Origin of the sequence: Parabacteroides sp. ASF519 (genome assembly GCF_000364265.2) — a bacterium.
Taxonomy (GTDB): Bacteria; Bacteroidota; Bacteroidia; order Bacteroidales; family Tannerellaceae; genus Parabacteroides; species Parabacteroides goldsteinii.
The window spans coordinates 2842041-2868081 of sequence record NZ_AQFV02000006.1 but is presented as its reverse complement, the minus strand read 5'-3'; the positions used below and the strand labels follow the sequence as shown (position 1 = coordinate 2868081).

General features: G+C 37.3%; 27 protein-coding genes and 1 pseudogene. 17 read left to right on the top strand and 11 right to left on the bottom strand.

The window, feature by feature from the left end:
* Positions 1–25 precede the first annotated feature (25 nt).
* Positions 26–235 carry a hypothetical protein gene (locus C825_RS11265; protein ID WP_044214746.1) on the bottom strand — a complete coding sequence of 70 codons (210 nt, stop codon included), beginning with the start codon at positions 233–235 and terminating at the stop codon, positions 26–28.
* Positions 236–307: 72 nt separating this feature from the next.
* Between C825_RS11265 and C825_RS11260 the strand changes: the two genes are divergently transcribed.
* The 7 genes from C825_RS11260 to C825_RS11230 all read left to right on the top strand — a co-directional run bounded on the left by C825_RS11260 (position 308) and on the right by C825_RS11230 (position 6802).
* On the top strand, positions 308–1513 hold the full coding sequence (locus C825_RS11260; protein WP_010802531.1) for a site-specific integrase: 1206 nt from the start codon (positions 308–310) through the stop codon (positions 1511–1513).
* Positions 1514–1669: 156 nt separating this feature from the next.
* Positions 1670–2086, top strand: a complete 417-nt coding sequence (locus C825_RS11255) for a hypothetical protein (protein WP_010802530.1) — start codon at positions 1670–1672, stop codon at positions 2084–2086.
* The gene (locus C825_RS11250; RefSeq protein WP_250690582.1) at positions 2087–2782 is read left to right on the top strand and encodes a hypothetical protein; all 696 of its coding nucleotides are present in this window, start codon (positions 2087–2089) and stop codon (positions 2780–2782) included.
* A 100-nt stretch (positions 2783–2882) separates the two neighbouring features.
* Positions 2883–3899 carry a ParB N-terminal domain-containing protein gene (locus C825_RS11245; RefSeq protein WP_010802528.1) on the top strand — a complete coding sequence of 339 codons (1017 nt, stop codon included), beginning with the start codon at positions 2883–2885 and terminating at the stop codon, positions 3897–3899.
* Positions 3900–4054: 155 nt separating this feature from the next.
* On the top strand, positions 4055–5905 hold the full coding sequence (locus C825_RS11240; protein ID WP_010802527.1) for a hypothetical protein: 1851 nt from the start codon (positions 4055–4057) through the stop codon (positions 5903–5905).
* A 242-nt stretch (positions 5906–6147) separates the two neighbouring features.
* Complete coding sequence (locus C825_RS11235) at positions 6148–6441, top strand: nucleotidyltransferase family protein (RefSeq protein WP_010802526.1); 294 nt, start codon at positions 6148–6150, stop codon at positions 6439–6441.
* Positions 6434–6802 (top strand): HepT-like ribonuclease domain-containing protein, encoded by a 369-nt coding sequence (locus tag C825_RS11230; protein WP_010802525.1) that lies wholly within the window; start codon positions 6434–6436, stop codon positions 6800–6802. Before C825_RS11235 ends, C825_RS11230 begins: the two co-directional genes overlap by 8 nt.
* A gap of 138 nt (positions 6803–6940) precedes the next feature.
* Here the strand turns inward: C825_RS11230 and C825_RS11225 are convergent, their stop codons facing one another.
* The gene (locus tag C825_RS11225; protein WP_147452896.1) at positions 6941–7654 is read right to left on the bottom strand and encodes a hypothetical protein; all 714 of its coding nucleotides are present in this window, start codon (positions 7652–7654) and stop codon (positions 6941–6943) included.
* Positions 7655–8601: 947 nt separating this feature from the next.
* On the opposite strand from C825_RS11225, the gene C825_RS11220 reads away from it, so the two are divergent.
* The 8 genes and pseudogenes from C825_RS11220 to C825_RS11185 form a co-directional block, all read left to right on the top strand.
* Positions 8602–9057 (top strand): JAB domain-containing protein, encoded by a 456-nt coding sequence (locus tag C825_RS11220; RefSeq protein ID WP_010802521.1) that lies wholly within the window; start codon positions 8602–8604, stop codon positions 9055–9057.
* A gap of 273 nt (positions 9058–9330) precedes the next feature.
* Positions 9331–9918 carry a tyrosine-type recombinase/integrase gene (locus tag C825_RS11215; protein WP_010802519.1) on the top strand — a complete coding sequence of 196 codons (588 nt, stop codon included), beginning with the start codon at positions 9331–9333 and terminating at the stop codon, positions 9916–9918.
* A gap of 379 nt (positions 9919–10297) precedes the next feature.
* On the top strand, positions 10298–10642 hold the full coding sequence (locus tag C825_RS11210; protein WP_010802518.1) for a hypothetical protein: 345 nt from the start codon (positions 10298–10300) through the stop codon (positions 10640–10642).
* A gap of 217 nt (positions 10643–10859) precedes the next feature.
* Positions 10860–11216, top strand: coding sequence for a hypothetical protein (locus C825_RS11205; protein ID WP_010802516.1), 357 nt, complete (start codon positions 10860–10862; stop codon positions 11214–11216).
* Positions 11217–11220: 4 nt separating this feature from the next.
* Positions 11221–11634 carry a hypothetical protein gene (locus C825_RS11200; RefSeq protein ID WP_010802515.1) on the top strand — a complete coding sequence of 138 codons (414 nt, stop codon included), beginning with the start codon at positions 11221–11223 and terminating at the stop codon, positions 11632–11634.
* Between the two features lie 21 nt (positions 11635–11655).
* Positions 11656–12480 (top strand): penicillin-binding transpeptidase domain-containing protein, encoded by an 825-nt coding sequence (locus tag C825_RS11195; protein ID WP_010802514.1) that lies wholly within the window; start codon positions 11656–11658, stop codon positions 12478–12480.
* A gap of 6 nt (positions 12481–12486) precedes the next feature.
* Complete coding sequence (locus C825_RS11190; RefSeq protein ID WP_010802513.1) at positions 12487–13599, top strand: hypothetical protein; 1113 nt, start codon at positions 12487–12489, stop codon at positions 13597–13599.
* Between the two features lie 341 nt (positions 13600–13940).
* A pseudogene (locus C825_RS11185) lies at positions 13941–14117 on the top strand (GGGtGRT protein); the annotation flags it as partial.
* A 73-nt stretch (positions 14118–14190) separates the two neighbouring features.
* Here C825_RS11185 and C825_RS11180 read toward each other — a convergent pair.
* From C825_RS11180 to C825_RS11165, 4 genes are all read right to left on the bottom strand, one after another.
* Complete coding sequence (locus C825_RS11180) at positions 14191–14613, bottom strand: GNAT family N-acetyltransferase (RefSeq protein ID WP_007658722.1); 423 nt, start codon at positions 14611–14613, stop codon at positions 14191–14193.
* A gap of 64 nt (positions 14614–14677) precedes the next feature.
* Positions 14678–15256, bottom strand: a complete 579-nt coding sequence (locus tag C825_RS11175) for a Crp/Fnr family transcriptional regulator (protein WP_007658723.1) — start codon at positions 15254–15256, stop codon at positions 14678–14680.
* A 122-nt stretch (positions 15257–15378) separates the two neighbouring features.
* A complete protein-coding gene (locus tag C825_RS11170) occupies positions 15379–16011 on the bottom strand; it encodes a hypothetical protein (RefSeq protein ID WP_007658724.1) in 633 nt (210 codons plus the stop codon).
* A gap of 2 nt (positions 16012–16013) precedes the next feature.
* Positions 16014–16532: a DsbA family protein gene (locus C825_RS11165; protein ID WP_228099997.1), complete on the bottom strand. Its 519-nt coding sequence runs from the start codon at positions 16530–16532 to the stop codon at positions 16014–16016.
* A 110-nt stretch (positions 16533–16642) separates the two neighbouring features.
* Between C825_RS11165 and C825_RS11160 the strand changes: the two genes are divergently transcribed.
* The gene (locus C825_RS11160; protein WP_010802511.1) at positions 16643–17872 is read left to right on the top strand and encodes a DUF763 domain-containing protein; all 1230 of its coding nucleotides are present in this window, start codon (positions 16643–16645) and stop codon (positions 17870–17872) included.
* Between the two features lie 642 nt (positions 17873–18514).
* On the opposite strand, the gene C825_RS11155 is transcribed toward C825_RS11160, so the two are convergent.
* Both C825_RS11155 and C825_RS11150 read right to left on the bottom strand, forming a co-directional pair.
* Entirely contained in the window at positions 18515–18973 is a 459-nt protein-coding gene (locus C825_RS11155) for a hypothetical protein (protein WP_007658727.1), read from the bottom strand.
* A 9-nt stretch (positions 18974–18982) separates the two neighbouring features.
* Positions 18983–20710: a serine protease gene (locus tag C825_RS11150; protein ID WP_010802510.1), complete on the bottom strand. Its 1728-nt coding sequence runs from the start codon at positions 20708–20710 to the stop codon at positions 18983–18985.
* A 332-nt stretch (positions 20711–21042) separates the two neighbouring features.
* Between C825_RS11150 and C825_RS11145 the strand changes: the two genes are divergently transcribed.
* On the top strand, positions 21043–22611 hold the full coding sequence (locus C825_RS11145; protein WP_010802509.1) for a PD-(D/E)XK nuclease domain-containing ATP-binding protein: 1569 nt from the start codon (positions 21043–21045) through the stop codon (positions 22609–22611).
* A 28-nt stretch (positions 22612–22639) separates the two neighbouring features.
* Here the strand turns inward: C825_RS11145 and C825_RS11140 are convergent, their stop codons facing one another.
* Genes C825_RS11140 through C825_RS11130 form a run of 3 tightly spaced genes read right to left on the bottom strand, consistent with a single transcriptional unit; the run spans position 22640 to position 25997 of the window.
* Positions 22640–23824 (bottom strand): ABC transporter permease, encoded by a 1185-nt coding sequence (locus C825_RS11140; protein ID WP_010802508.1) that lies wholly within the window; start codon positions 23822–23824, stop codon positions 22640–22642.
* The gene (locus C825_RS11135) at positions 23808–24992 is read right to left on the bottom strand and encodes an ABC transporter permease (RefSeq protein ID WP_007658738.1); all 1185 of its coding nucleotides are present in this window, start codon (positions 24990–24992) and stop codon (positions 23808–23810) included. The genes C825_RS11140 and C825_RS11135 overlap by 17 nt, the downstream gene beginning before the upstream one ends.
* A gap of 12 nt (positions 24993–25004) precedes the next feature.
* On the bottom strand, positions 25005–25997 hold the full coding sequence (locus C825_RS11130; RefSeq protein WP_010802507.1) for an HlyD family secretion protein: 993 nt from the start codon (positions 25995–25997) through the stop codon (positions 25005–25007).
* Positions 25998–26041: the final 44 nt, after the last annotated feature.

Below are 26041 nucleotides of genomic sequence, written 5' to 3'. Positions count from 1 at the left end.
TATCTTATACACTTCTTCTTTCTTGCTAATCAAATACTCCTTTAAACAACAAATCTTCTTTGCAAAGCATTGGGATTGGTATATAGGAAATACTCAAAATCTCTTCTATCACCTTCTTTCTTCCATAAGAAAGACTCACCGTTTTTCCTTTCTGAAACGAGTAAAATTGAAGATATTTTGCAGCCAAATCACAGCCATTTTCCATTTTTCCAAAAATGGCTGCAAATTTTAACATAACAATCTAACACATAGCATTATACAGATTATTCAAAAGACTTCTAAATGTCTAATTTTAAAGATTAAACAAATGGTTAGAAGTTCATTTTCCGTTCTCTTTTTTATAAGAGAAAACAGAGTTAGAAAAGACGGTACTACAATTATTGAAGTATTGATTACCGTAAATGGTGAAAGATGTGGCTTTTCTACTGGCAAAAAGGTAAAAGCTACATCTTGGGATAAGACCAAACAACAAATAAAAGGTAAAGATGAGGAAGCCAAAAGCCTCAACAACTATCTGAAAGCCGTAAAAGCCAAACTGTATCAGAAAGAAGCGGAATTGTTGGATAGAGGTTTTATCATTACCGCCAAACTTCTATGTGAGGCATTTCAAGAAAAGATCGAATCTCTGAAAGAGAAAAGTTTATTTGAGGTCTTTATAGAACATAATAAGGAACAAGAAAAATTAATCGATAACGGAGTTTCCAAAGCAACTTATTGGATTTCTGAATATACAGTAAGATTGCTCAAAGAGTTCATGCTACAAAAATACAAAAGAGAAGATATGTATTTACGTGAACTCAATTTAAACTTCATACAGTCGTTTCATTCATTTTTGAAGATAGATAAGGGCATGTGCCAAAACTCATCTACAAAACATTTGAAGCTACTAAAGAAGATAATCAATCTGGCTGTTGCAAATTCGTACATATCTTTCAATCCCTTTGCCACATACAAAGTGGAACGAGAAGCAGTTGAAATTGACTTTTTGGACGAAGAAGAACTCAGGAGAATTATCAATTTCGATACCCCTTTACCCCGATTGGAGAAAGCCAGAGATATGTTTTTGTTTGGCTGTCTCACTGGATTGAGTTATATAGATGTGAAAACTCTCACCACCGCACATTTTGAAAAAGATCAGAATGGAAGAATTTGGATTAAGAAACGAAGGATCAAAACAGGCGTTCTTTCCAGAATCCCATTATTGCCAATGGCTAAAATGATTTTAGAGAAATATAAAGGCAGTGACAAACTATTACCTATCCAAGATCCAGCAGATATAAATAAGTATCTGAAAGACATTGCAATACTTTGCAATATCAATAAGCGGATAACCTATCACACAAGCCGTCATACCTTTGCAAGTACGGTAACTCTTGCAAATAACATTTCTTTGGAAGTTGTTTCTAAAATGTTAGGACATACAAATACCCGTATGACTGCTCATTATGCAAAACTTGTGGATGAAAGTATCGCTAAACAAATGGATCAACTTACTAATATTTTCAACGAATAAGACAGCGCAGAGAGAGTAATACAAATTTATCTGGATAGCTTTGGCAATGATCAGATGGATGATGCGATGAAGAACCTACTTTAAATAAAAATAATCTCATTTGCAGTAATGCAAGTGAGATTATTTTTTACTTTTACATACATAAACTGAATAACAATGGCTACTAATACAACACTCATTCCAATAATTCTACCAGACTTTAGACGAGTTGAACCGTTAATGATAAAATACTATGGTTTCAACCGATATATGTTGCGTCATGAAGTAGAAGCATTATATCAAGTACATAAATATAAACTTGATGATTTCACAGAAGGTAAAGACTTATCACCATATAAAAGAGAAAGCTCTATCATGTATGAGCCTATTGGAGTAACTGCATTCGACATTGAACGGTATACCCCTAAAAAGAAAGATGAATATATCAGCCACCAAGATGTTATATTTGATTCTGATTCCACATTATACATATCCCTTTCAAATGACAAGCTAGTAGACAGTATATTGACACTTGCTGATGATTTCGGTTTAATACAAGATATTGATAATGACGTGGTGAATATACTTCTTTAGATGGCTGCTATCTATGATAAATATACTCACAATCATTTTATGCAGTCTGATGATATTGAAAATAGCTATGATTCTTTGGCTTATGCCAAATACGTGCGTCCAGAAATGTTACAACTGTATGAATTTCTGAAAACAAGCAAATTAACCAATTTGCAGATCAAAAGCCCCAACAGTTCTGTTACAATACCCAATTCGGAAGCATGGTTGACAACTCTGTTAGAGGACTATCTGGATATATACTTAGGAGTAAACGATCTGGAAGAAGCACAAAATGAACTTAAATTCACCTATGGTAAAAAGTCTGGTAGAAAGTTTGATGATCCTGCTTTCAACATTATGACGATGGGCACATTCAATATACTGCAACATTCCAGTATCGCCTCAACGAAAACAGGAACAATCACAAATCAGCAGTGTGAGTTCATCAAAAACTATCTGGATATATTAGGGATGTTTAGTAAATTTGATACAAGAAACAATGTAGACAGCTTACGTACATCTATATCTATTATGAGAAAAAAAGGATTTACCCCAAATGGGGTACCCTTCTCAATACAACTTTCAAGAAATCGTCAAACAATAATACAAATTATTACTGGTAACCATATAATCATCAAAATATTTAACCAAATCTATTTCAGCGACCTAAAGAATCTATCCCCAAATACCTCTATTTGTATAGGTAAAACCATATAATTTTCACCTGTAAAAACAGTTTCTTTGCAGCGTAATCAAGAATGAGAGGCCTCAAGTTTACGATTGCAGTAATTGTTTAACAAATAAAAAATTAAAGATTATGGCAACTTTAGCAGAAATTAGAAACTTAGTGAAGAAAGAAGAAAGCGTATTGAACCAGTTGGTAAAAAGAAATGCAGATGCAACAGTAATTGAAGCGCAACAACAATCCGTTAATAAAATGAAAGCAGAACTTGAGGCAGCATTAAATACACCAACGGAAAAAGCGATCCAATCTAAAGCAACAGAAGATTATGTTACTTTCTGTGTCGTAAAAGCTGGAGAAACCCAAAAAGAGTCTAAGAAAATTGCTTTCGTAAAACACAACAGACCAATAGATACAAAGCGAGTTGATAAGTTTATCTACATTATTGCACAGAACAAATATGAATATGCTTATCCAATCATTGTAGCAGAAGCTGAAAAGATTCTTGAAAATGAATACACAGTTGTCGATGCGAATGGAAATGTAATTAACAAAACGGAAGCAGCTAATTATTATGTTATTCTGGATGGACAGCACAGAAGTACAGCATTCGCCAAATTGATTCAGGCTGGTGAAGAATATGAAATACCGAATGTCCATATTCGTGATAAAGAGAATATTGGAGAATATCTGATAGAGATAAATGACGCTGCTAAAAGCTGGGACTACAAAGATAAAATAGCAGTTGTAGGATTGACTTCGAAAGAAGAAGCACTCATTACCATTTCTGAAAAGGTAGGGGAAGGCTTCAACCCATCAACAGCAGCTTTGATTTATTTAGGGAAGAAACTTTCTACAACTCTACTGAACAAAGCGTTGAGGGGTGAAGATATCGAATTTCCTAAGGGAACAGAATTTAACAAAGATCGTGGAGATAAATTTATTACCCTCTGCAAGGCTGCAGGAATGGAAGTTGCACAAATCACGAAACGCTACTACATTGAAGGCTTCAACTCATACGCGATTTCAACGAATGAAGATAGAGCTTTTGGCGCACTGAAAGAAATTGGGAAATTGAATGATTTTCAGAAAAAAATCAAGAGTGTAAATACAGGCAATCAGTTTATTGAACTCTTAAAAAAGGTTGCTTAACCAAATACCTCAATATAGAGCTTAGGTGACAGATAAGCTCTGTTTTTTCGACTTTGGTACGTTTTTTAGTGCTCCCTATATATAACCTCAAAAGAGCATAAAATGCACCATCTATCTAATAAAAGCATAAAAGGTACTTAAAATAAAATCATTCTATGAAGATCATCAGAGCGATAATAAAGAAAGGAGAAAAACTATTCTCTGCATTAAAAAGAATCCAATACAATAATATCCCTTCAAATGTGGTATTAGATAAGACATTGACGGGTATTGGTGCAACATACGGAGAGTTACACTCACATAGACATTCAATCATTATAGAACCAAATGTTCCTGTTATCCAGCAAAAGACGGATGAACATAAGAACTTACAACCTTTGGCTGTTTATGCCAAATGCACAGAAGCAAGAATCAAAAAATATCTGAGTTCAAATGTTCAATATAAAAAATTACTTTGTACACCAGAAAGTTACAAAAAGATCAAGAAGGCAGCAGAACATGTTGGTGTAAATCTGTATACAGACTTCTTCTGCTTAATGGATGAATGTGAGAAGTTTATTCAAGATGTTGATTACAGAAAACGTATTTCACAGCCAGTCAATGACTTTTTCCAATTCAACAACAAAGCAATGGTATCAGCGACCCCATTAAAAATGCGACATCCAGAGTTGGAGCGTCAAAATTTCAAGATAATAAAAATCACACCAAATTTTGACTACAAAGTCGATCTGAATTTGATTGTAACTAATAATTACGACAAAATTATTCATGAACAATTTGAGCAATATCAGACAAGTGAATGTGTTTGTATATTCCTTAACTCTACAAATGGTATCAATCGTATCATTAATACATTGGGGATTGAAAATGAATCAAAAGTCTTTTGTTCTCAACAAAGTGTCAACAAATTAAAAGAGTGTAATTTTTCCAACATGAGTGAGAATATGATTTATCCTTTCGCAAAATACAACTTCTTTACTTGCCGCTTTTATTCTGCAATAGACATCATGTTATCAATAAAAGCTGATATTCTGTTATTAACAAATCTGAAAGAGGCTTATTATACAATGATTGATCCATTCACAGAAGCAATCCAGATACAAGGACGTTTCCGCAATGAGTTTGAAGATGGTCACAGATATAAATCCTTCACCCATATTACTACCATTAATAGTGAGATTCAAGCGATGGATGAAGATACAGCAAAACAGGTATTAGTTCAACATGAAAAAACCTATAATTCATTAAAACACCAAGAGGAACAAGCTACAAATAAATTTGTAAAGCAATCAATCAATAAAGATAAAAATGCTGTCAAATATGCAGAACTTCTGGATGAGGATGGAAATGTCAATTACATGTCTGTTGATAACTTTTATAATGAGGAAAGAGTAAAAGGCTATTATCAATCTGCTGAATCACTGAAACAGGCTTATGAAGAGACACGGTATTTTAATGTAAACTATGCCCTCAGAATTGAGGCTTTTAAGAAAGACGATTTGTTATTACTCAAACAACCTCAAAGCGAGATCAACAAACGTCGTTTAATCATTCAGCTACTAGATAACCTGAATAAAGAGAAACAAGAAAATCCTAATTTTGATTGTACCCCAGCAATAGAAATGATAAAAGCACAAAAAGATTCAGAGTTAATGATACGTGCTTATCACAAACTAGGTAAACAGAGGCTTGATGAGATTGGTTATACGAAAAGCAAAATTGAATCTGCAATCAAACACTATGATGAACAATATCAATTCTCTCAACCTGTTGTAAACGATATATGGATAGAGTTTGATCCAATCCTTAATATTCCAACTTCAAAAGAAGAAATACGGGATAAAGTTCAACTTATCTACAACAGGCTAGATATTGGAACAACAGTAAACCTCAATACAATTGAGAAATACTATCATGCCACGTCTACCAACTCTACAAAACCGTATAAATACACGCTGAAATATTTTCGTTTAGAGTTGGTACAAAACTGGATGCTCCCTATATAAATACTAGAATCATGCAAAAAAGTACCACTACCAGAAAATGAGAATAAATTGCTCTTTCAGGAGAAAAAGGACACTCGTTATCAAGTGATAGCTGGTTTCCTTTTTTCATGTGTGCTTAATGTTAACCATTTAAAGAAGAAATGCCAACTTTAATCTGGTGTATTCTCTTTAAATGGTTTAACCTTCTGTCGTTTGATTTTGCCACATGAATGTGTATCTTTGTTGCAAACAAATAAAAAAAGATGAAATCAACAACTGAATACATAAATCTATTACGGGATTATATGACGAAGAATGCTTCCAAATACAGCATTATCCGTATGGGAATATTCGGTTCTGTTGCCAGAGGCGAGCAAACGGAAGACAGCGATGTGGATGTTTATTTGGAAACCTCAAAGCCCAATATGTTCGCTTTAGTGCATATAAAAGAAGATTTGCAAGCTTTATTTGGCTGTAATGTTGATATTGTCCGATTACGTGATCACATGGATTCCTTTTTGAGAAACAGGATTGAGAAGGAGGGTATTTATGTGTGATAAGGAATTGCTTCGTTCGTCTTTACAAAAGATAGAAATAGCTGTTGGTAGAATATTGGAAAGATCACAAACGATACTCTCTCCAGATGATTTTTTAAATACCCCTAGCGGTGTTGAAAGAATGGAAAGTATTTGTATGTTACTGATAGCCATAGGTGAAAGCGTTAAGCGAATTGATAAAGAAACCAATAAACAGCTATTATCCAACTACTCAGAGATAGATTGGAAAGGTGTAATGGGGATGAGAGATATTATTGCTCACCATTATTTTGACATTGATGCGGAAGTTGTTTTTGATGTAATGAAAAATAACCTGCCAGCCGTAAAAGAAGTTATTGATAAAATGATATCCGATTTGTAATACTTTATACATTATTATATGTAGATTTATCTTAAAAGATATAACCTTCTATAAACACAAAATGGATGCCTTGATCTCTCAAAACATCCATTACACACACAATTTGCAATTAAGTTGAAATATTTAATACAAAGAGATTTAAGTCATTATAATACAATCGTCTTTAGCTTTTTCATTTGATTCTGGTATATCAAAATTTAAAGTCTTTATGAAGTACATGAGATTGCTTATTTTTTCCTTTGGATAATTACGATTATTCATTTTATCAACGAAAAATTCAAAATTGGGACAGTTATTAAAAATAATTTTCATCAACTCTTTATCATACTTTGGTGGTTTCATTTCCTGTCTCTTACAGTAAGATACAATCCTGTTGTAATAATCAACCAGAAGTTGTTCTGTTGGAGAATCCGCTTTTTGCTCTGGGAGATCTTCATAAATAAACTTATCCGTTATGACATATCCCGTTTTAGCTTTGCTTATTACCTGTAAAGAGATACCTAAGCGAGTTAATTCCTTGATTTTATTCAAACCCACATGGAGCAATTTTTGCTTTCCTATTTTGTCCAAACTATACAAAACCGTATTGCTACCATTGATTCCCAAACATTTTAGCAAAAGCAAGAATCCTTTCATGTCACTAGAAATTTCTTCTTTCAAAAAATCATAGTTCAAACGAAACCAATTTTCACCTAGATTTGAATCTGGTATTTTGATTGAATAGGTATTTCTATCAAAAACACCCAATTCCCCTTTTATCTTTTCTGTTTTTATATCTAGCAATCCCAATTGTTTAAACTTCTTGATATAAGTAACAATTGTTCTTGAAGTGCATTCAGCCATCTTTGCCAATGTTTCTTCTTTTATATGGGAGATGTATATCTTTCCGTCGTTTTCCAAATCCGTATTCAGGACAATACAACAGAATACAAAAGCCTCTTTATGAGTCAATTTTAAAAGTGAATCCTTTGAGATTATGCGATAATTCATCAGGAACATGAATAAAATAAAAATAAATCGTATCTGCGAGATAGATATTTCCACTTTCGTCAGAAAGCGGGAAATCTTTTATTAAGTATTTAGTTTGTAAGTAATTAGTAAGGGAGTGAAAAAAGTAAACTACCCTATGGAAAAAATTAAACCGCCTTTTTATCATACTTCAAGTTTAAATCTTCTTTATTTATTGGGATCAAAATACCCAACTCCATCATTTTTTCATATTGAGAGCTACTTAAATTCAATGATTTTTTGCAAGCCAATCTATTAGGGTATAGATGATTAGTCCGTATATACAATACCATTTTTGAGATAACTGTTTAGTGAGAAATGTTATATCTGGGGATATTTCTTGAAATTATAGAGAATCGGTATCTGTTTCTATTGTAGGATATACAAAAGTACAAAATTTGCAGATGGTAAAAAAATGAATCCTCTTCAATCTGGATTATGAATGTAAGAGATACTTACAGCTTTAAAATTAGCCTCAACCCTTAACTCATATATGTTATACGCGCTAGAGTGCTGTATAACTTATTCCCCCTACCCATCACTAAAAGAAAACTAAATTGTTTCGCACAATGCAGTACACAAAAACGATTTCTATCTCTCTGGTATCACCAGTGTTAATTGGTATTGAAATTATCTTTTAGGAGAAAGAGATTTCTAGCCTAATCCTTTTTGATACAGTTAGCTATTTATCTGGCTTTCTTCATTTACATGGTTTGATACTTGATATACAGGCTATATAAAATTGAAGAAAAACACTATCACGCAAATACAAATTCAAAAATCATACTACAATGGAAGAAAAATTAAAAGTCTGTGAGGTGAAACTTACTTACAAATCAAAGATTAAAGCCTCTGAAAGAGAGCAAGTACAATCATCTGAAAAAGCATACAAACTACTATTATCAGTATTCGATACAGAAACGATACAGTATAGAGAGAGTTTAAAAATGCTTTTATTGAACAGAGCGAAGAAGGTCTTAGGTATTTGTTCTATTTCAGAAGGTGGAATAAACGAAACATCTGCTGACTTACATCTTATTATGCAAGCTGCGATATTAGGAAACGCTTTTGGTATTATACTTGCTCATAATCATCCGTCTGGTCATTTAAAACCAAGTCTAGCGGATGACCAATTGACGCAAAGAGTGAAAGAAGTCACAAAACTTCTGGATATTCATCTACATGACCATCTTATCATAACAGATGAATCATATTACAGTTATGCAGATGAAGGACACATTATTTAAAAGGGAGGGTATATGTCAATGGTGTATCTTATCCTAATGGCATTAAGTATATACTTAGCTGCCGTTGTTTTTACTCCTTTAGTTCCTGCGTTCCTGATTCTATTGGTAATTTATGAATCCATGAAAAGATTTAGACACGATTAAGATCAAAAAGAATGTTCACTTATTATAGAAGTGAATGTTCTTTTGATTTTCAATTAGTTACCATTTAATAAGAAAAAGAGAGAAGCAAAAACAATCACTTTTATTGATAATCAATTAAAACTGAATATTATGAGTTTAAAGTATAGTATTACTACAGCGGATTATATGCAATGGGATGAAATGACAAATCTAGTTAGAAGGTTACTTCATGATAAGGATTATAAAATGTCTTTGTTAATAGCAATTGGCTGTTTCTGGGGATTACGAATTTCTGATATTCTATCTCTTAGATGGTCACAAATTCTGAATGTAGACGAGTTTACCATAAAAGAGAAGAAAACAGATAAGTTGAGAACGATAAGGATTAACGCACAATTGAAACGTCATATTACAGACTGTTTTAAAGGTATCGTTCCAATTAATATTAATGCTCCTGTATTTGTATCACAGAAAGGAACTATCTACACAGTACAGAGAATAAATGTAATTCTAAAGGAGATTAAAGCCAAATACAAATTGAAAGTTCAGAATTTCAGTTGTCACAGCCTACGGAAAACATTTGGTAGGCAGGTGTACAATCAAAATTCAGAGAATGCTGAATTGGCTTTAGTTAAGTTGATGGAATTGTTTAATCATTCCAGTGTAGCGATCACAAAGCGGTATTTAGGATTGAGACAGGAAGAAATATTGCAGGCTTATGATAGTCTATCCTTTTAAATGGAAAATATTTCTGTCTCAACTATAAAAAAGCAAAACGCTTTTCGTACATTTGTGGCAATCTCATGCACCTAAAGCGATAGGACATAGTATGAGAGGACATATGTTTAACGAAAGGTGTTATTGAAATTATCTTCTATTGACAAATTCTCGCAAAATTTGAAAGTAGTATGAAGGTGATAGCAATAGCACCCGCATCATTTGTATTAAACTTACCCGTGAGGGTAACTATATACGAAACTGGTGTGGGTTGCTGTTGCTTTATCCATACTACAGGCAATGCGAGAAGCCAGTCAATAGGATAAAGCAAATACAGTTCCCACACCTTTTATTTTATAATCTTTCCAGAGGGAACAGGGAGGAGAAAATTTAATTTGTTATGAATGCACAAACAAATGCTTTACTTAGTCAGATCGTAAGTATCTGTAACCGATTCAAAATTCCATATATGCCAATGGAAAGTAATGTAACAGATTGTAGTACATTGCCATTTACCTGTTCATATATGAAAATCTTTTATTTTCAAAACACACAATTAGGACATAAAGACTTACATTTCTACTTGGATAAAGAAACTGATTACAAACTTATTGCAGTTCGTATAGTCAAACCTACAACAAAAATGTTTGAAATGATGGAAAAATTAGGTCAATTTTATGGTATGTCTTACAAAAAGATCGAGAAAGATCCTTTGGAATATGATCACTATTTTATTTATTTCTAATACAATACTAATATGATAATAATATATTTAATTGGCTTTATTGCTGGAGTTACCTTATTTGGATTCGGAAAGTACATAAAGAAATTTGAAGCAAAACTATTTTTATGGGTAGTAATGTTGGTTTGTTGTTTAATAGGGGGAGTATATTCCTGTACGACAACCAAACATGGAGAATGGGATAGATATGATAATTATTCAATTAAACCATAATAAGAATATGAGAGTGATTCTGATTTTAATAATTTTATTTTCTTCTTTTGTATTGAATGCTCAAGTTGCAAAAATCCCCTATGTCTATGCGACTAAAGGTGGGAAGACTGAACTTATTGCAGAAAATGCTTATGTAAAGATGGATAAACCCACAATGGAAATATCAATTCAAATGCCAAGTATTGAAACTGAAATAGTTTTTAAGATAGATAATGCTATTGAAGCTTCAAAAGAAAAATCTGTTATGTCTGGTACAGTTGAAGGGAAATCTGCAACTTTTACAGTCATAAACAAAAATAACACTATGTATCTAAGAGTTGATACTTTACTTATCACAGTCACAAACAAAAAAAGAGAAGATTGACAATATGAATAAAATATTTTTGATAGCCTTCTTGCTTTTTGTAACAATAAGTAATATACTTTCTCAAATGAAAGAAAATGATTATTTGGTTGCAAAGATCAATAATCCGACTTTTGGTGCTGTTCAATTCAGGCAACTAGGTTTAAACCCTAATAATACTCAACTTCTTTCTAATGAAAAGTATAAGACATCTCCTTTCGTTCAAAAAGAGTTTTCAAAAAATGGATATTTTGACGATGAAATATTCGATTGGTTCTATATATTACTAAAACAAGAATGGGAAAGATTCTGTACTAAAACATTGGAAGAAAATATGATGTTAGAAACTGAATATTACTTTGAAGATGGTCAAAGACCTATTATAGAGAAAATAAAAGTTAATGGTTGTTATTTTTGGAGATCTAAAATATTATTCTAAATTTTTAAATCACACAATATTATGATAAATAATAAAATATATTTCTTTATATCATTAATTTGTTTCTCATGCATAACCGTGAAGGGGCAATTACAACCAACTGTTGAAACATCCCTTCAATCCACCTTGCAAAATGTTGATGCAGATTCAGGTTTAGTGATGATTATGGATGCAAAGGAAGAAGCGATAGTACAAAGTTGTATTTCTCTTTTAAATGGGAAACCATATAAAAATGAAAAGTCACAACAATATACTAATGTTAGAGATATGGGTACACTCGCAGTTCCCGTATCTCTGATTCCTGCTATGGATATTGGTAATGTCTCATTGTCTGATACGGTAGATGTTGGCAATGGGATATATATGTATAACGGGAAAGAGATCAGAGATCATAATGCTGATATGGGTGGATATGGTGAGATCACATTACAGCAAGCAGTAATGTTTGATTCCAGAGTTGGTATGATTAAATCACTTATCCCATATACAACTGTTGAAACTACATATTCACCTATGGATATATTAAAATTCTATCATGCTATTGCTATATCAGATACTTCGCTCTGTTCTACAAAAACAATGGGTGAAATACAACACACATTAGAAAAGGTTGTATGTGAGGGTACGGGAAAACCATTGTTTTCAGATGATATAAAGATTGCTGGGAAAACAGGATCAGTTATTAAAGAAGATGGAACACATGAAGTTTCTTTCTGTGGTTACTTTAAGGTAAATGATTCTGTATATACTTGCTTGATTATTATATCCAATCCTAAAAAGGGTTATCCGTCTGGTGGGATAATGGCTGTGAATGTGATTAAAGAGATTATCAATAATTTGAATTGATAAGAAATGAGATACTATATTCTTTTACTAGGATTGTTTCTACTTGGTTGTAAGAATCAACCAAGTAAGCAAGATACTACATTTGATTTAGGAAATAGGGCTGTAATCCAGAAGCAAGATACAATAGAGCAAATAAAGATAACAGATGATTATAAAAAACTGTTTCAAGAGCTATCTTTAAAGGATTATATCTATTTCCCTAAATTCAAGAATAGCAATCCAGATGAATTTGTAGTAATAAATGGCATCTATGGGTTAAGAATGTTAACTGAAAATGAAGACACCTGCGATTTAACTATTACTTGGAGAATAAAGGAATATGCTCAATTAAAAGGTTTTGGAAATTTCAACGATGTAATAGTTGAATATCAGAGGCTAAGAGAAATCATAGATTCTATTAAACCAAAAAAGATAGATATCGAAGATTTTCAATTAAATGATATTGATTGTATATTAGAACATTATCTATGTTATCATTATTGGGTATTATTAAATCACCTACCAAAGAGTAAAGCTTTAGAACAACTTCTTAACCATGAAAATAAAATCTGGAATGATTACTGTAATAGACAGATAAAAACATTAGATGCTTTTATCTGTTCTCGTATAGGTTCTGGTTCTATATGTAATTCTATTATATTAATTTTCAGAAAAGTCCTGTATAATAGACGTTTAAATATAATACTTGAATTATATTTTGCCTTAATAAATGAAAAATACACTCCTAAACAAACATATAAACCATTAGAAAACAGAATCTTTGAGAAAGAATATAACTTCTTTTTAAAGGCTTTGCTTGATACAGATTTTTATTTCAATGATGAATATAGCCTAGAAGAACAAAGATATATTTTACTACAAGAACAGGAAATGTGGAATAACCTAATGAATATCAGAAATAAGATATCTAAGCATCTTACAGGAAATGCAAAATATGTATATAATAATGCTACATATCATTTACAGAAACAACATTTAGTTGAATTAAAAAATGAATATGGAGAATATGGAGTAACAGGTGCAGAATATCAGAAATTATTATTAACAGATAGTTGTAGCTATGAGGAACTATTGAATACTAAACGCCCAAGAGTTATCTTACAAGAAAGATGGAAATGAAATTTTCTTATTTAGAGTACCCTTCCAGTAAGAGGATATAAGCCAAGATCTCCCAAGCAAACGAAAAGTATTCTTACTTACTTGGGTGATTTCACATAAAATAATTTTAAACACTATTCAAATGAAATAAAATGTGTTAACTTAGCAATCAAATGAAACAACTTTAATCCTGTTTCATTTAATCTTTTCTAATTTGAAAAGATCATATTTGTGGCTTATTCACAGCCATTTTAGAATAAAACAAAAACAATAATAAAACGAAGTTCTTTAATATATTTGTATATTGTTGTAAAATAACGCTTTATAAACAAGACGATGTTTTTTAAAAGAGTTTATAGCAAGCTACCCATAGTATGACGGACACTATGGGCCGTATGCACGGTGACGCTCAGTTCGCTGGTTCTTCATCTGTTCCTGCTCACGTAGAAATGATGGGATTCCTGGGTATGGGTAACAACCCGATGGTAGGTGCTACTGTTGCTGTAGCTGTTGCTATCGAGGAAGCTATGAAGAAGTAATTAGATTATTACTGACATATAAACTCCTGTAATTGTTATGGTTGCAGGAGTTTTTTTGTTTATGTACATGAAACTACAACTGCATATGTAAAATAGGATATTCTTTACCTTCTCCGTCTAAATTCGACCTTTTATATATGCTAAAACCCATATACTTATAAAAACCGACAGCTTGAATATTTTGCTCATTCACATCGACTTTAGTTACTTGCAAATTACCTATAGCATAAGTAATTAACCTTTTTCCTATTCCTATGCCTCGATAATTATCGTCAACAAATAACATTTCAAGATTTCCTTCTGCAATTCCCATAAATCCGATTAAGATTCCCTCTTGTTCAAATCCGAATAGAGTGACATGCTGAAAATATACCGGAAGTTGTTCCTTATAGTATAGAAAATCTTCCTCTTTAAGAAAATCATGTGTACTCGATACTGCACTTTCCCAAATTTCCATCAAACGTGGATAATCCGTAGCTTTAACTTTTCTAATCATAATTGTAATTGCTATTTAAAGCCGCAAAGTTCGGAACCTATATACTCAAAGCACTGAACCCAAGTTAAAAAATACGTTTACGGATTCTGCTTAGTGCTTGCGGTGTGATACCCAAAAAAGAAGCTATATCTTTTAGTGGTATATAGTTTAATGTAATGCCATATTCTTCAATCATCTGTAGATAATACTGTTCAGGAGAATATTTAATCAAATCGATATTTCTTTCCAAAAGTTTATTCAACAATATAGCATTCAAATCTTCAAATACAGTTTTTACCTTAGGGATAGCAGTATATAGTTCATTTACTTGTTTCTTGCCTATTCGGTAAATAACGCTATCTACAACTGTTTGCACATTAAATGCAGACCTTGTTTGTAATGTAAAAGATATATTCGACATTGAAAACGTACCCTCTTTACAAAACCAAAAAATTTGTTCTTCCCCTTTATGATTTAAAAGCCAACAACGCAATATTCCATCAAAAACGAAATAACTATACCTTTCTGTTTCTCCTTCTTTAATCAAAAATGTACCTTTACTAACCAATATTCGTTCAAAATATTGGTCAAATAACTTAGATTCCTCCAAATTAAATGTATTAGTGCTAAAATTAAATTCTTTAAGTAGTTTTTCTAAAAGCATAATCTAAATATAATTCGTAATATACTTACTTATTTGATATATTCACTATTACTTCCGTTCTCCTTATTTGATCTCATATTCAGTGAGATATATTTTCATGAACAAATATACGCAATTAATAACTATCTTCGTCCCCCATTCCTTCCGTTTGTATTTGATCTGTCATTCGTTTTTGACTGACTATTCGTTGGATTTCTATACTGTTCCGTACGGTTACTCGTTCCGCTATTCGACGGACGGGTAACTTCCGAAGGTTTTGTCTGCGGACGATTGGTTTCCGGACGGCTTGGCCTATTCGATTCGGGACGATTCGAGCCGGGTCTGTTGGACTCCGGACGACTTGGTCGATTGGACTCCGGGCGATTCGAACCGGGACGGTTAGGCTTGTTCGGACGGTTCGGGTGATGATGGTCCGGAGGGTAAATATAAATAGGACGACCATAATCCGGGAATATCATCGGAGGAGCTACCGGTGGAATATAGGTTACATCGTCATACAAATATTCATATCCTGTCAGATAGTTATCCCAGAACTCCAACGCATACACTTCATCACGGGCTGTCCGGTATTCCAGAACCTCCTGCACATAACCATCTTTCTTGTTTACAGCCAATACCCGGTTGGGAGGCCCCATCAGGTTCTCCACCTCGGCAACGGTCATGCCTGTAGTCAACATTCCCAAATCCAGGTATTTATATGCTCCGCAAGCTACCAACAAGAAAGAGGCCAGTATGAACAAACTTATTTTCTTCATAATTACTTAACGATTAAAGACTCCAGATATTCCAGAAACTCTGAATTCATCCAGTTCCCGTCAAACTGTTCGCCATTGACGAAGAAAGTCGGGGTTCCCTGTACATCATTTTCCAATCCGGAATCGTAGTCATCTTTTACTTTCTGATAGAAACGGTCTTTGCCGAAATCCGTTTCAAACTCCGCTGCATTTATTCCCAGCTTCCTGGCATATTCCAACAGGTAATAATCGTCCAAAGCATTCTGATTCTCGAAAAGAAAGTCGTGCATTTCCCAGAACTTCCCATGAGAAGCAGCGATCTCAGCAGCAATAGCTGCGTGCAAAGCGTGGGGATGCAACTCTGTCAACGGGAAATTACGAAAAACAAATTTAACCTTGTCCCCGAGTTTCTTCTGTATATCCTTTACTATATGATAAGCCTTTTTACAATAAGGACACTGATAATCAGCATACTCTATCAATTCTATCGGCGCATTGACCGGACCTTGAACGTGGTCGTTCTTATTTACTTCCAAATACATAGCTGTTACTATTTGATTTCTAATTAATAACATCACAGACTTTTCTTTTGTTGTTTATATTAGCATTTCATTAACTGAACCGATCCTGTTTTTTAGCTATCTTCGCATCTATGAAAAGAGGTACAGCTGATTTACCATTACATTACGGGACTGTCCCACCCTGGTTGGCCGAACGAATGAGCCGGCTTGGCGGAGCTATTGCAGAAGCCATCATCATCGAATACGGACGTCCGGCTTTGTTGCAACGCCTGAGTGATCCGTTCTGGTTCCAATCGTTAGGCTGCGTGCTGGGGATGGACTGGCATTCGTCTGGTATTACAACGTCTGTTATGAACGCCCTGAGAAAAGCGATCAATTGCCGTTCGGAAGAACTTGGCGTGTATATTTGCGGAGGGAGAGGTAAATTTTCGAGAGAAACACCTAATCAATTGCTGGAGGTGGCCAACAAAACCGGATTAAACGGGAATGAATTGGTAAGACACAGCAAACTGGCTGCCAAAGTCGATAATACTGCTGTACAGGATGGTTTTCAACTTTACCTGCATACATTTATTGTCACAAAGGAAGGTGACTGGTCTGTCATCCAACAAGGGATGAACCCGAATGAACGTATGGCACGGCGCTACCACTGGCTTTCTTCCTCTTTACGTTCTTTTATGGAGGAACCGCATACGTCTGTCTGCGGAAGAAATCAGGGATTGATCCTCAACCTGACCGATAAACTTGCGGCCCCGACCAAAGAAGGCATCGTGAAATTGACAAAGGAATCGCCGGACAAACTAATGCGTGAAGTATCCATCATCCTGCCCAACCATCACGAAGTAAAAGCCGAAGACGTAAACCTCAAACGGCTCGGAGCCGCCCTCATCCTGGCACATGAAACCAATGTATCCGATATGGAATCGTTGCTCTTGCAGGAAGGAGTCGGACCGCGCACGTTGCAATCTCTTACATTGGTCAGCGAAGTAATACACGGAACCCCTTCCCGCTTCTCCGATCCGGCACGTTTCTCTTTTGCCCATGGAGGGAAAGACGGACATCCGTTCCCGGTTCCGACAAGCGTTTATGATGAGACTATCGAAGTCTTTGACAAGGCAATCCGTCAGGCACGGCTTGGAGAAAAGGACAAATCAAATGCCTTAAAGAACCTGTCCAAAATATCCCAGGAGATGGAGAAAAGTTATACTCCGAGTAACTATTTCGACGACTGGGTTCAACATGAACGGGACACGTCTTATAAATATGGTGGTAAAACCGTTTTCGGCAATGCTAAAAAGCCGCAAAAGAAAGAGGATAAGGATAAAGGTAAAGGCGGTATACAGTTAAGTTTGTGGGATTAGCAATTCAATTATTGACTGGATTTGAATGTGTCTTAAAAACAACTTCATCGAATCTACTGTCATACTATCATTTTAAAGAGTAACACTCTAATTATAAAAGCATTACCTTATGATAGTTGTTATTATTAACTGTCATTTATCTATCATGCAACTATCATAGTCCTATCCGGAAACCCAAGGCAAGCTTCTTATTTTGCTGAAGTATATGACTTATTTTCAAGGAAGTAATTACTTTTGTTGTTTGAGACCCGGGTCTCAAGATTGCCGACACCCGGGTCTGAGCATCGTCAACATCCGGGTGTAAAACAGGATAAAACGGGCATCCTGACAACAATAAATAGGTGTTTTAATGAAATAGGTCTGTATATTCCGGTAAAAAAGACTTTAGGATAGAGGATTTTTAATAGATACAGGAACGATAGTTTGGTTAAAACAATGTTAATATGATAGTTGAATGATAGATAAATGACAGTTAACAATAACAACTATCATAGACTAATACACTAATTATATGCATATTACATTAGACTATGATAGTATGATAGTTGATTTCAAAAACAATAGATGTAATTGCTTTATAGTTCAGTTATTATCAGATTTGAATGTTACTTTTCTATCAAGAGAAAAGTAAGGTCAATTAATTCAACGTCTCACCAACGTATATTTATAGGCTGTCTCTGTACAATCCTGGATAAATAGTGTATCGCCTTTGATAGCTAACGGATAAGAAGGACTCGTTTCTAAAAACACATCCATCAGATAGGCTTCGTAACCCGCTCCCGTATCGGCTTTCCGCCAGTTCAGGTCGCCCGGTTCGTCTTTGCCTTCTTCTGTCCAGACGTATTTATCGCCGTTGAACTGGATGAAAGTATTTTCAAACTCACAAAGCTGAGTGGTATTCTGTCCGCTTACCAACTCCCATTTTCCCTCGACCAACTCTTTGATTTCGGGCAATGACTTATCGAAAAGGGTTGTTTGAACCGTTGTACGAGTCTCCGACTCCTTACTGTCTTTTTGTCCTGACTTACCTTTACAACTACTTGTACCGATCAGACACAAGCCCAAGGCAACCACAATGAAAATACTTTTTACACTATTCATATCCAGATCTTATTTACAATGTTCCTTTATCAGTCTTTCAGCCAACGGGTCACCCAGTTCTTTCGCTTTGTTCAGCGCTTCACAGGCTTCCGCTTTCTTTTCCATACGCACATAACAGATACCTTTCAAACGGTAGCAAGCCGCAAAATCGGGAGCCACTTTCAATGTTTCCTCGATGCTAGCCAATGCGTCGGTATAATTTTTCATGCGGACATATACAGATGCCTCTTCCGCCCGATAATCGGGTACATCAGGACTCAGACGAACCGCTTCCTTGATATCAGCCAAAGCACCTTCCATATCACCGGCACGGAATTTTGCCTGTTCACGGTAGAAATAAAAACTACTGCCGACATCGCCTTTCATTGCCTTATAATACAGGTCATAATCGGCTATCGCTTCCGCATATTGAGACAAACGAAGTTTCCAGTCTATTCGTTCCAAAATATACTGGCCGGCTTCGGAAGTAAGAGGCAGGCCGCATTTGTCTACTGCACCGTCCAGCAAAGCAATCACATCGCCGATATTGAATCCGGGAGTATTTTCTTTCGCCTTGGCTGCCCAGTAAAAAGAGTTAGGCGATGCCAGGTCACTGTTATTCACGACCATATATTCGTTATAAGCCTGGTCGAATTCTTTCAGGTAGAAATGAATATCACCCGCCAACTGATGGTAAACAGGAGCGTCATCCTCTTCAATAGCCTTTTGGATAGTCTGTTGTGCAGCTTGTACACTCCATGCCGGATCGGTCAGCGTGGTATCACCGGCAGACACTCCATAGATCAGTTTCGCTTTATTATAATATACATCCCCTTTCTTATCACTGTATTTGGAAGCTGTTTCAATATCATCCAATGCCAGTTTCAGATAATTAGCCTGTTCGCCCGGAGTAGCTGCCAGCTCGGCACGACGTCCGGCATAATGGTTGGCACGGTTCAGATAACCGTCGGCCGAATTCGGGAAAGTTGCAATAAAATCATTCAGTGTTTCCAGATATGTTTTTGCATCCTGCGTACTTCCTTTCAGGAACAGAACCACCTGAGCCTGCTCCACATCAGCCGGCCAGGCTTTCTTGATACCGATATTATTATAAACGGAATTCAGGAAATCGGTCGACGAAACGGCGAGGTTGTTCACATAAGAGGCTGAGACAGCATATGATACATCCTTCTTTCCGGAAGCATCGGCCTGTGCCAGTCCGAACACTTCACCTTCGGCATTCAATATCGGTGAATTCACCCGGCCATCTTCCAGCGGAACGGATAATTTATAGTAACTATACGGATCTTTCAGTTTGCTGACTTCCGTGATCGTGCCCTGTTCGAAATCTGCTTTCTTTTCAGTCGAATAGGGTAACAAATAAGCGACAGTGCCTACCGCCAACGGATCGGCTGCAATCGGGAAAAACTGTACTTTCTTCGGTGTTTCCGCTTTTACCTTGATGACATCATACAATTCATCGGCACCGATCACTCTTGTAACCGGATAAGTTTTTCCTTCCGTATCCGTCACGGTTGCTTTTTCCGCCCCTTTGAATAACTCGTAAGCAGAAAGGACATCTCCCGTTTCAGAGACAAAAATACCGATACCCGAGGTCAGCTTAGCTCCGTCTTTCCCGTATGTAGTGATTAAAACAACCGCTTTTTTACTTTTGTCCATCCATTTAGGGGCGTTCTTCTGCGCAGTTGCCGGCAATAAGTGGCAACAAATCAAAATTAGTAGTAGTATTCGTTTCATTTCTTTTCTCATGTTATCAGATATGCCGACAAATGTAATACTTTATTATCTTTGTACATATTGTCTGAGTATAAAATTATCCGCTTATGAAACTTAAAATGTTATTTCTTATGTGTCGTTTACCCATACCATTACGGCGACACAAAGGTGGAAGAGATCAAAGAAAAACTGAAAAACAGCAATATAGACGTACACATCAGAGAGATGCAATAATAAATTCCTGTGATCTTCGGCATGATGGGATTTTTACGAGGAAATGAATAAACATTCCTTATCTGTGAATGCAAAAGATTAGCTATATTTGTGTTCGCAACAACTAAAAGACATTCGTTATGACACCGATAAATCCATTCAGAAAGCTCCCTATCGGGATACAGGAATTTGAGAAGCTTCGTACAGAAGGTTATCTCTATGTCGATAAAACAGCTTTCGTATATGAACTGGTCTCCACTGGTGCTGCCTATTTTCTGAGCCGTCCGCGACGCTTCGGCAAAAGCTTGCTGCTTTCTACATTCAAAGCGTATTTCGAAGGAAAAAAAGAGTTGTTCAAAGGGTTGGCAATTGATAGCCTTGAAACCGAATGGAATGTCCATCCGGTATTACAGCTCAGCCTGAATGCAGAGAAGTATGAGTCTGCCGAACATCTGGAAGGCATTCTCGAAGCGCACCTGCAAAAGTGGGAAGAAATGTACGGGACCAATCCCGGAACCTCGACCTTCGCCACTCGTTTTATGGCAGTTCTGGAGAATGCCCGCAAAAAAACAGGGCACGGAGCCGTCGTTCTGATCGATGAATACGATAAGCCTCTATTGCAAACCTATCACGATGAAGCTTTGCAAAATAGTTTTCGTAGCACATTAACGGCCTTTTATACTGTTCTGAAAGATGCTGATCCATATCTGAAATTCGTCTTTATCACCGGTGTTACCAAGTTTGCGCAAGTGGGCGTATTCAGTACGCTGAATCACCTGGACGATATCAGTATCAGCTGGCGTTCAACCTATCTCTGCGGACTGACACGTGAAGAGATAGAGTCGACCTTCGGCCCCGAACTGAATGCTTTGGGAGAGGCTTCCGGCCTGACATATTCAGAAACAATGGCAAAGCTCACCCGGCAATACGACGGTTATCGCTTTATGGAAAAAGCCAAAGAAGGTGTATTCAATCCTTTCAGCGTTTTGAAGACATTCAAGGATCTGGATTTCAAAAACTACTGGTTTGCCACCGGTACCCCCTCCTTCCTGATCTACATGCTTCGTAAAACCAATTACGACCTGCGTGATCTGGATGGAATACAAGTAAGTGCCGCTTCGCTGACCGACTACCGGGTAGACTTTCAGGAACCCGTTCCTGTTATCTATCAAAGCGGTTACTTGACAATAAAGGGGTACGACGAACGGTTCATGCTTTACACCCTCGGTTTTCCGAATGAAGAAGTAAAGTATGGCTTTCTTAATTTCGTGACACCTTTATATACGCCGGTATCATCTGCAAATGCACCGTTTTATATCGGACAGTTCACAAATGAATTATGGGCCGGGCAGACCGAAAGTTTCCTGAATCGCCTGCGTGCTTTTTTTGCTGATTTCCCTTACGAATTGAATACAAAAACAGAACGCCATTACCAAGTGGTATTCTATCTGGTATTTAAGTTAATGGGACAGTTCACACAAGCAGAAGTACAAAGTGCCCAAGGACGTGCCGATGCCGTTGTACAGACACCGGACTATATTTACGTATTCGAATTTAAACTGGACGGTTCAGCCGAAGAGGCACTCCATCAGATAAACAGTAAAGGCTACCTCATTCCTTACACCGCCGATCATCGAAAACTGGTCAAAGTCGGTGTCTCATTCAACAACGAAACACGTAACATAGGCGAATGGATAACGGAAGAATAGAATAAACAAAAGATCAAGACTATACCGGCTACAGCTTCGTCTTCCGTATATTATACCGATACGCCCAACAAGCCAATACGAAATACACCGCACATTGAACCCATAAGGTGACATATTCCGTATGGATCTCTGCCATCGAGGCTCCCATCGAATTTAATTTAACGTAGGCCAGGGTTGCCGGTGCTGCCGGAATCAGGAAATGCGATAACTTCCAGTACCAAGGCATCAGTTCCAACGGATAAGAGACACCGGACAGGAAGATCAACCCGACCGAAAAGAAAGCGATCATCAGCAAAGGGGCATCCGAATCGGTAAAGATAATGGAAGCAGTCAGGCCAAAGAAACTCGTCGCCATCAGGAAAGGAATCAGTAGCATGATTATATTCCATACATTACCGATATCCGGCAAGTCGAATATCAGCGGGATCAATCCCAGCAGGAAAAGCGAAAAGACGGCATACAACATCATATATACAAATGTCTTTCCGATCACAAGGCGTCCGGCTTGTCCGAAGGTCGGGCGATACACCTGCAACAGTTTGAACTGCCGCTCCTCCCCGCTGACCATCCCGATCACCATCAATAAGGTCTGAAACATGATAACGATCAGCACAGCCGGGATCAGATACGTTCCATATCCTTCCGTATAATTATACAAGGCGGTTCCAGCCACATTGATCGGTTTCGCCACAGATAACTGTGCAGCAGCCTGGCTGGGGAGAAATACCACCATTTCAGGCCGGTAGCGGTCGTTCAGCGCTAGCATCGAACCGGCCGACGCTTCCTGCATCGCCAGGTAGTTGAGGAATGCATTGGTCGTTTCATACATGATAAAGACCGACTCGTCACCACGGGAAACCCGGTCGGTAAAGTCGTACGGCAAGTATAAAATGCCGGCGACTTCATCCATTTTCATCAACTCCTGTGCCTGCGGATAATCCTCACCGGTAGCAATCACGTCGACCTGCGGAGTGGCATTCAGCAAACGGATATACTCGCGGCTCAACTCCGTTTTCGAATTATCCACCACAACAACCGGGACATTACGGACCACATCAGGGGCGTACATATAATTATATAGCAGACCGTACATAAATATCCCCCCCATCAGCACCAACACGATGGCGAAACTGCCTGAGATGGTTTTGAACTCATTCAAGATAATGGACGATATATTGTTCAGACCAGCTTTTATGTTATTTGATATTTTCATACTTATGACTTAATATTGCACTTTTTAAATGCGGTACCATCAGAAACGCAACCAATATAAAACAGAACAACGTGCTGAAGTTCCACCAGGTATAGGCAAACCCATAATCGCCGTACAACAGGTTCTGATTGATCTCCACGAAATGACGTACCGGAAACAGGAAAGAAGTATAATAGACCGGCGCATACATGGCCGGAGCCGGAAACGTAACACCCGACAAGGTCGCCCCCAGCGAACCGACCATCGACACGATACTGATAATGATGCTGATTGCCGGAAAAAGGGAGAAAAGGAACACCGCCAGAGCCTGGGATGCGATCACGAACAGGACAGAGGTCAGGTTCAACGGCCAGAATCCACAGGAAAAAGGTATATTCATCAGACCGAACATAACATAATTAGCCAGGATGCTCATCAGGGAAAAGATGATGGTGTAAGGTAATAATTTTCCGAAAAGAGCGGTTACCATATTCATCTTCGCCGTTGCCAGCCAATCGTCACCGGTACGGAACTTTATCTCACTTCCCACCGCATAAACCGTCGTAAGCAAAATCAGCACCTGAAAGAAGATAAAGAAGAACGGATTGCTCAGATAAACGGAATAATCCAGGTCCGGATTGAATAACGGATGATTCTGTGCCCGGATAGGAACCAGGAAGGTTGACACTTCTTTCTGGCTGATTCCCATCGCTGTAGCCTGTACCACGATCGGAGCCATCGAAAAGGTGCGCAACAGACTTTCGAAAGCCCCTCTGACCTCTCCGCCGACACTCAGCAAAGCATAATGATAATAATAGGATAAAGTAGCCTGCCTCCCACCCGTCACGTCTTCCTCAAAACGGTTCGGGATAACCAGATAGCCATATATTTCTTTGGCTTGTGTCGCTTTCCGTGCGGTTTCGGCATCCGCATAATGATGCGTGACACGGAAAGTCGGAACAGCTTCGACCTGGCGGGTCAATTCGCGGGATAAAGCAGACTGGTCCTGATCGACAATACCTACCGGGATATTCTCCATCTGCCCGTTACCGAAGATCGTGGACATAAAGAAGATACAGAACAGCGGCAACACGATGCAAACCCCGAAATAGAGCCTGCGTGAAACCATCCGTTGCAGTTCGCGGCGGAGCACATTGTAAAAAGGACTATGTTGTTTATTATTACTCATAGATCATGCCCATTATTGTTTTCCCAGATCAACCAGGACCGACATGCCGGGACGCAGTCCGTCGACCGGCTTTACCGGAAGGGCATGTATCTCGAACGTCCTTAAATCATAACTTCCGGTCTGCTTTGTGGATTTCCAGGTAGCGAAACTACCCAGCGGACTGACATAGTTGATCTTGAACTCAATATCTTTTGCGGCAATAGCCGGCACGTCGGCAAGAAATGTTCCGCCCATCTTAAATAATGGCAGACGGTCTTCACGGACATTCAGCACGACATGTGCATCATCCAGTACCACCAGGTTCATGATCGGCATCCCGGCACCGACCAACTCTCCACGTTTCGGGAAAATAGTCGATATCTGACCTGATTCGGGAGCAACCAGGCGGGCATCCTGTAAAAGGGCTTCTACCTCGTTGACTGTACCCTGGGCGGCTGCCACCAGTGAACGGGCGCTTTCCTTATCTTGTATCCGGGCACCGTCGCGAGCCATCTGGTATTGTTCATAACAAGCGCGTTCGTTAGCCACGGCTGCGTTATAAAGCGCTTCCACTTCATCTTTTCGCTGGGAGGTGACCACGCTATCTTTATAAAGGGCCTGAATACGGTCGTAAGTCGTTTTTGCCAGTTGTAAATCCGATTTTGACTTGTTCCATAATTGAAGGACGGAGGCAACGATTTGTTTACGGGTTCCTTCGTCGATTTTCTGGTGCTGGTACTTGGCAATATCTTCCAGGGCATTTACTTGTTGGTATTTAGCCATTGCTTCCGGACTGTTGATGACGACAAGCGTATCGCCGGCTTTTACATGCTGTCCCTCTTTCACAAGGAACGTATCGATACGCCCAGGGAGTTTTCCGGAGATACGTATTTCGGTAGATTCAATCTGCCCCTGAAGGATAACCGGCTTTTTCTTCAGCAACAGCGTCCCTACAGCGGATATGATTATAACGGCGATCAGTACCACTATAAAAGAGATCGTCAGATATTTCTTAGTCTTGTCCATAATTATTTGTGTTTTTTGTTAATTCAATTATTGATATAAAGTAG

Coding starts and splice junctions, on each gene's coding strand:
- C825_RS11265 (WP_044214746.1), bottom strand. CDS start 235: ATGTTAAAATTTGCAGCCATTTTTGGAAAAATGGAAAATGGCTGTGAT.
- C825_RS11260 (WP_010802531.1), top strand. CDS start 308: ATGGTTAGAAGTTCATTTTCCGTTCTCTTTTTTATAAGAGAAAACAGA.
- C825_RS11255 (WP_010802530.1), top strand. CDS start 1,670: ATGGCTACTAATACAACACTCATTCCAATAATTCTACCAGACTTTAGA.
- C825_RS11250 (WP_250690582.1), top strand. CDS start 2,087: ATGGCTGCTATCTATGATAAATATACTCACAATCATTTTATGCAGTCT.
- C825_RS11245 (WP_010802528.1), top strand. CDS start 2,883: ATGGCAACTTTAGCAGAAATTAGAAACTTAGTGAAGAAAGAAGAAAGC.
- C825_RS11240 (WP_010802527.1), top strand. CDS start 4,055: ATGAAGATCATCAGAGCGATAATAAAGAAAGGAGAAAAACTATTCTCT.
- C825_RS11235 (WP_010802526.1), top strand. CDS start 6,148: ATGAAATCAACAACTGAATACATAAATCTATTACGGGATTATATGACG.
- C825_RS11230 (WP_010802525.1), top strand. CDS start 6,434: ATGTGTGATAAGGAATTGCTTCGTTCGTCTTTACAAAAGATAGAAATA.
- C825_RS11220 (WP_010802521.1), top strand. CDS start 8,602: ATGGAAGAAAAATTAAAAGTCTGTGAGGTGAAACTTACTTACAAATCA.
- C825_RS11215 (WP_010802519.1), top strand. CDS start 9,331: ATGAGTTTAAAGTATAGTATTACTACAGCGGATTATATGCAATGGGAT.
- C825_RS11210 (WP_010802518.1), top strand. CDS start 10,298: ATGAATGCACAAACAAATGCTTTACTTAGTCAGATCGTAAGTATCTGT.
- C825_RS11205 (WP_010802516.1), top strand. CDS start 10,860: ATGAGAGTGATTCTGATTTTAATAATTTTATTTTCTTCTTTTGTATTG.
- C825_RS11200 (WP_010802515.1), top strand. CDS start 11,221: ATGAATAAAATATTTTTGATAGCCTTCTTGCTTTTTGTAACAATAAGT.
- C825_RS11195 (WP_010802514.1), top strand. CDS start 11,656: ATGATAAATAATAAAATATATTTCTTTATATCATTAATTTGTTTCTCA.
- C825_RS11190 (WP_010802513.1), top strand. CDS start 12,487: ATGAGATACTATATTCTTTTACTAGGATTGTTTCTACTTGGTTGTAAG.
- C825_RS11180 (WP_007658722.1), bottom strand. CDS start 14,613: ATGATTAGAAAAGTTAAAGCTACGGATTATCCACGTTTGATGGAAATT.
- C825_RS11175 (WP_007658723.1), bottom strand. CDS start 15,256: ATGCTTTTAGAAAAACTACTTAAAGAATTTAATTTTAGCACTAATACA.
- C825_RS11170 (WP_007658724.1), bottom strand. CDS start 16,011: ATGAAGAAAATAAGTTTGTTCATACTGGCCTCTTTCTTGTTGGTAGCT.
- C825_RS11165 (WP_228099997.1), bottom strand. CDS start 16,532: ATGTATTTGGAAGTAAATAAGAACGACCACGTTCAAGGTCCGGTCAAT.
- C825_RS11160 (WP_010802511.1), top strand. CDS start 16,643: ATGAAAAGAGGTACAGCTGATTTACCATTACATTACGGGACTGTCCCA.
- C825_RS11155 (WP_007658727.1), bottom strand. CDS start 18,973: ATGAATAGTGTAAAAAGTATTTTCATTGTGGTTGCCTTGGGCTTGTGT.
- C825_RS11150 (WP_010802510.1), bottom strand. CDS start 20,710: ATGAAACGAATACTACTACTAATTTTGATTTGTTGCCACTTATTGCCG.
- C825_RS11145 (WP_010802509.1), top strand. CDS start 21,043: ATGACACCGATAAATCCATTCAGAAAGCTCCCTATCGGGATACAGGAA.
- C825_RS11140 (WP_010802508.1), bottom strand. CDS start 23,824: ATGAAAATATCAAATAACATAAAAGCTGGTCTGAACAATATATCGTCC.
- C825_RS11135 (WP_007658738.1), bottom strand. CDS start 24,992: ATGAGTAATAATAAACAACATAGTCCTTTTTACAATGTGCTCCGCCGC.
- C825_RS11130 (WP_010802507.1), bottom strand. CDS start 25,997: ATGGACAAGACTAAGAAATATCTGACGATCTCTTTTATAGTGGTACTG.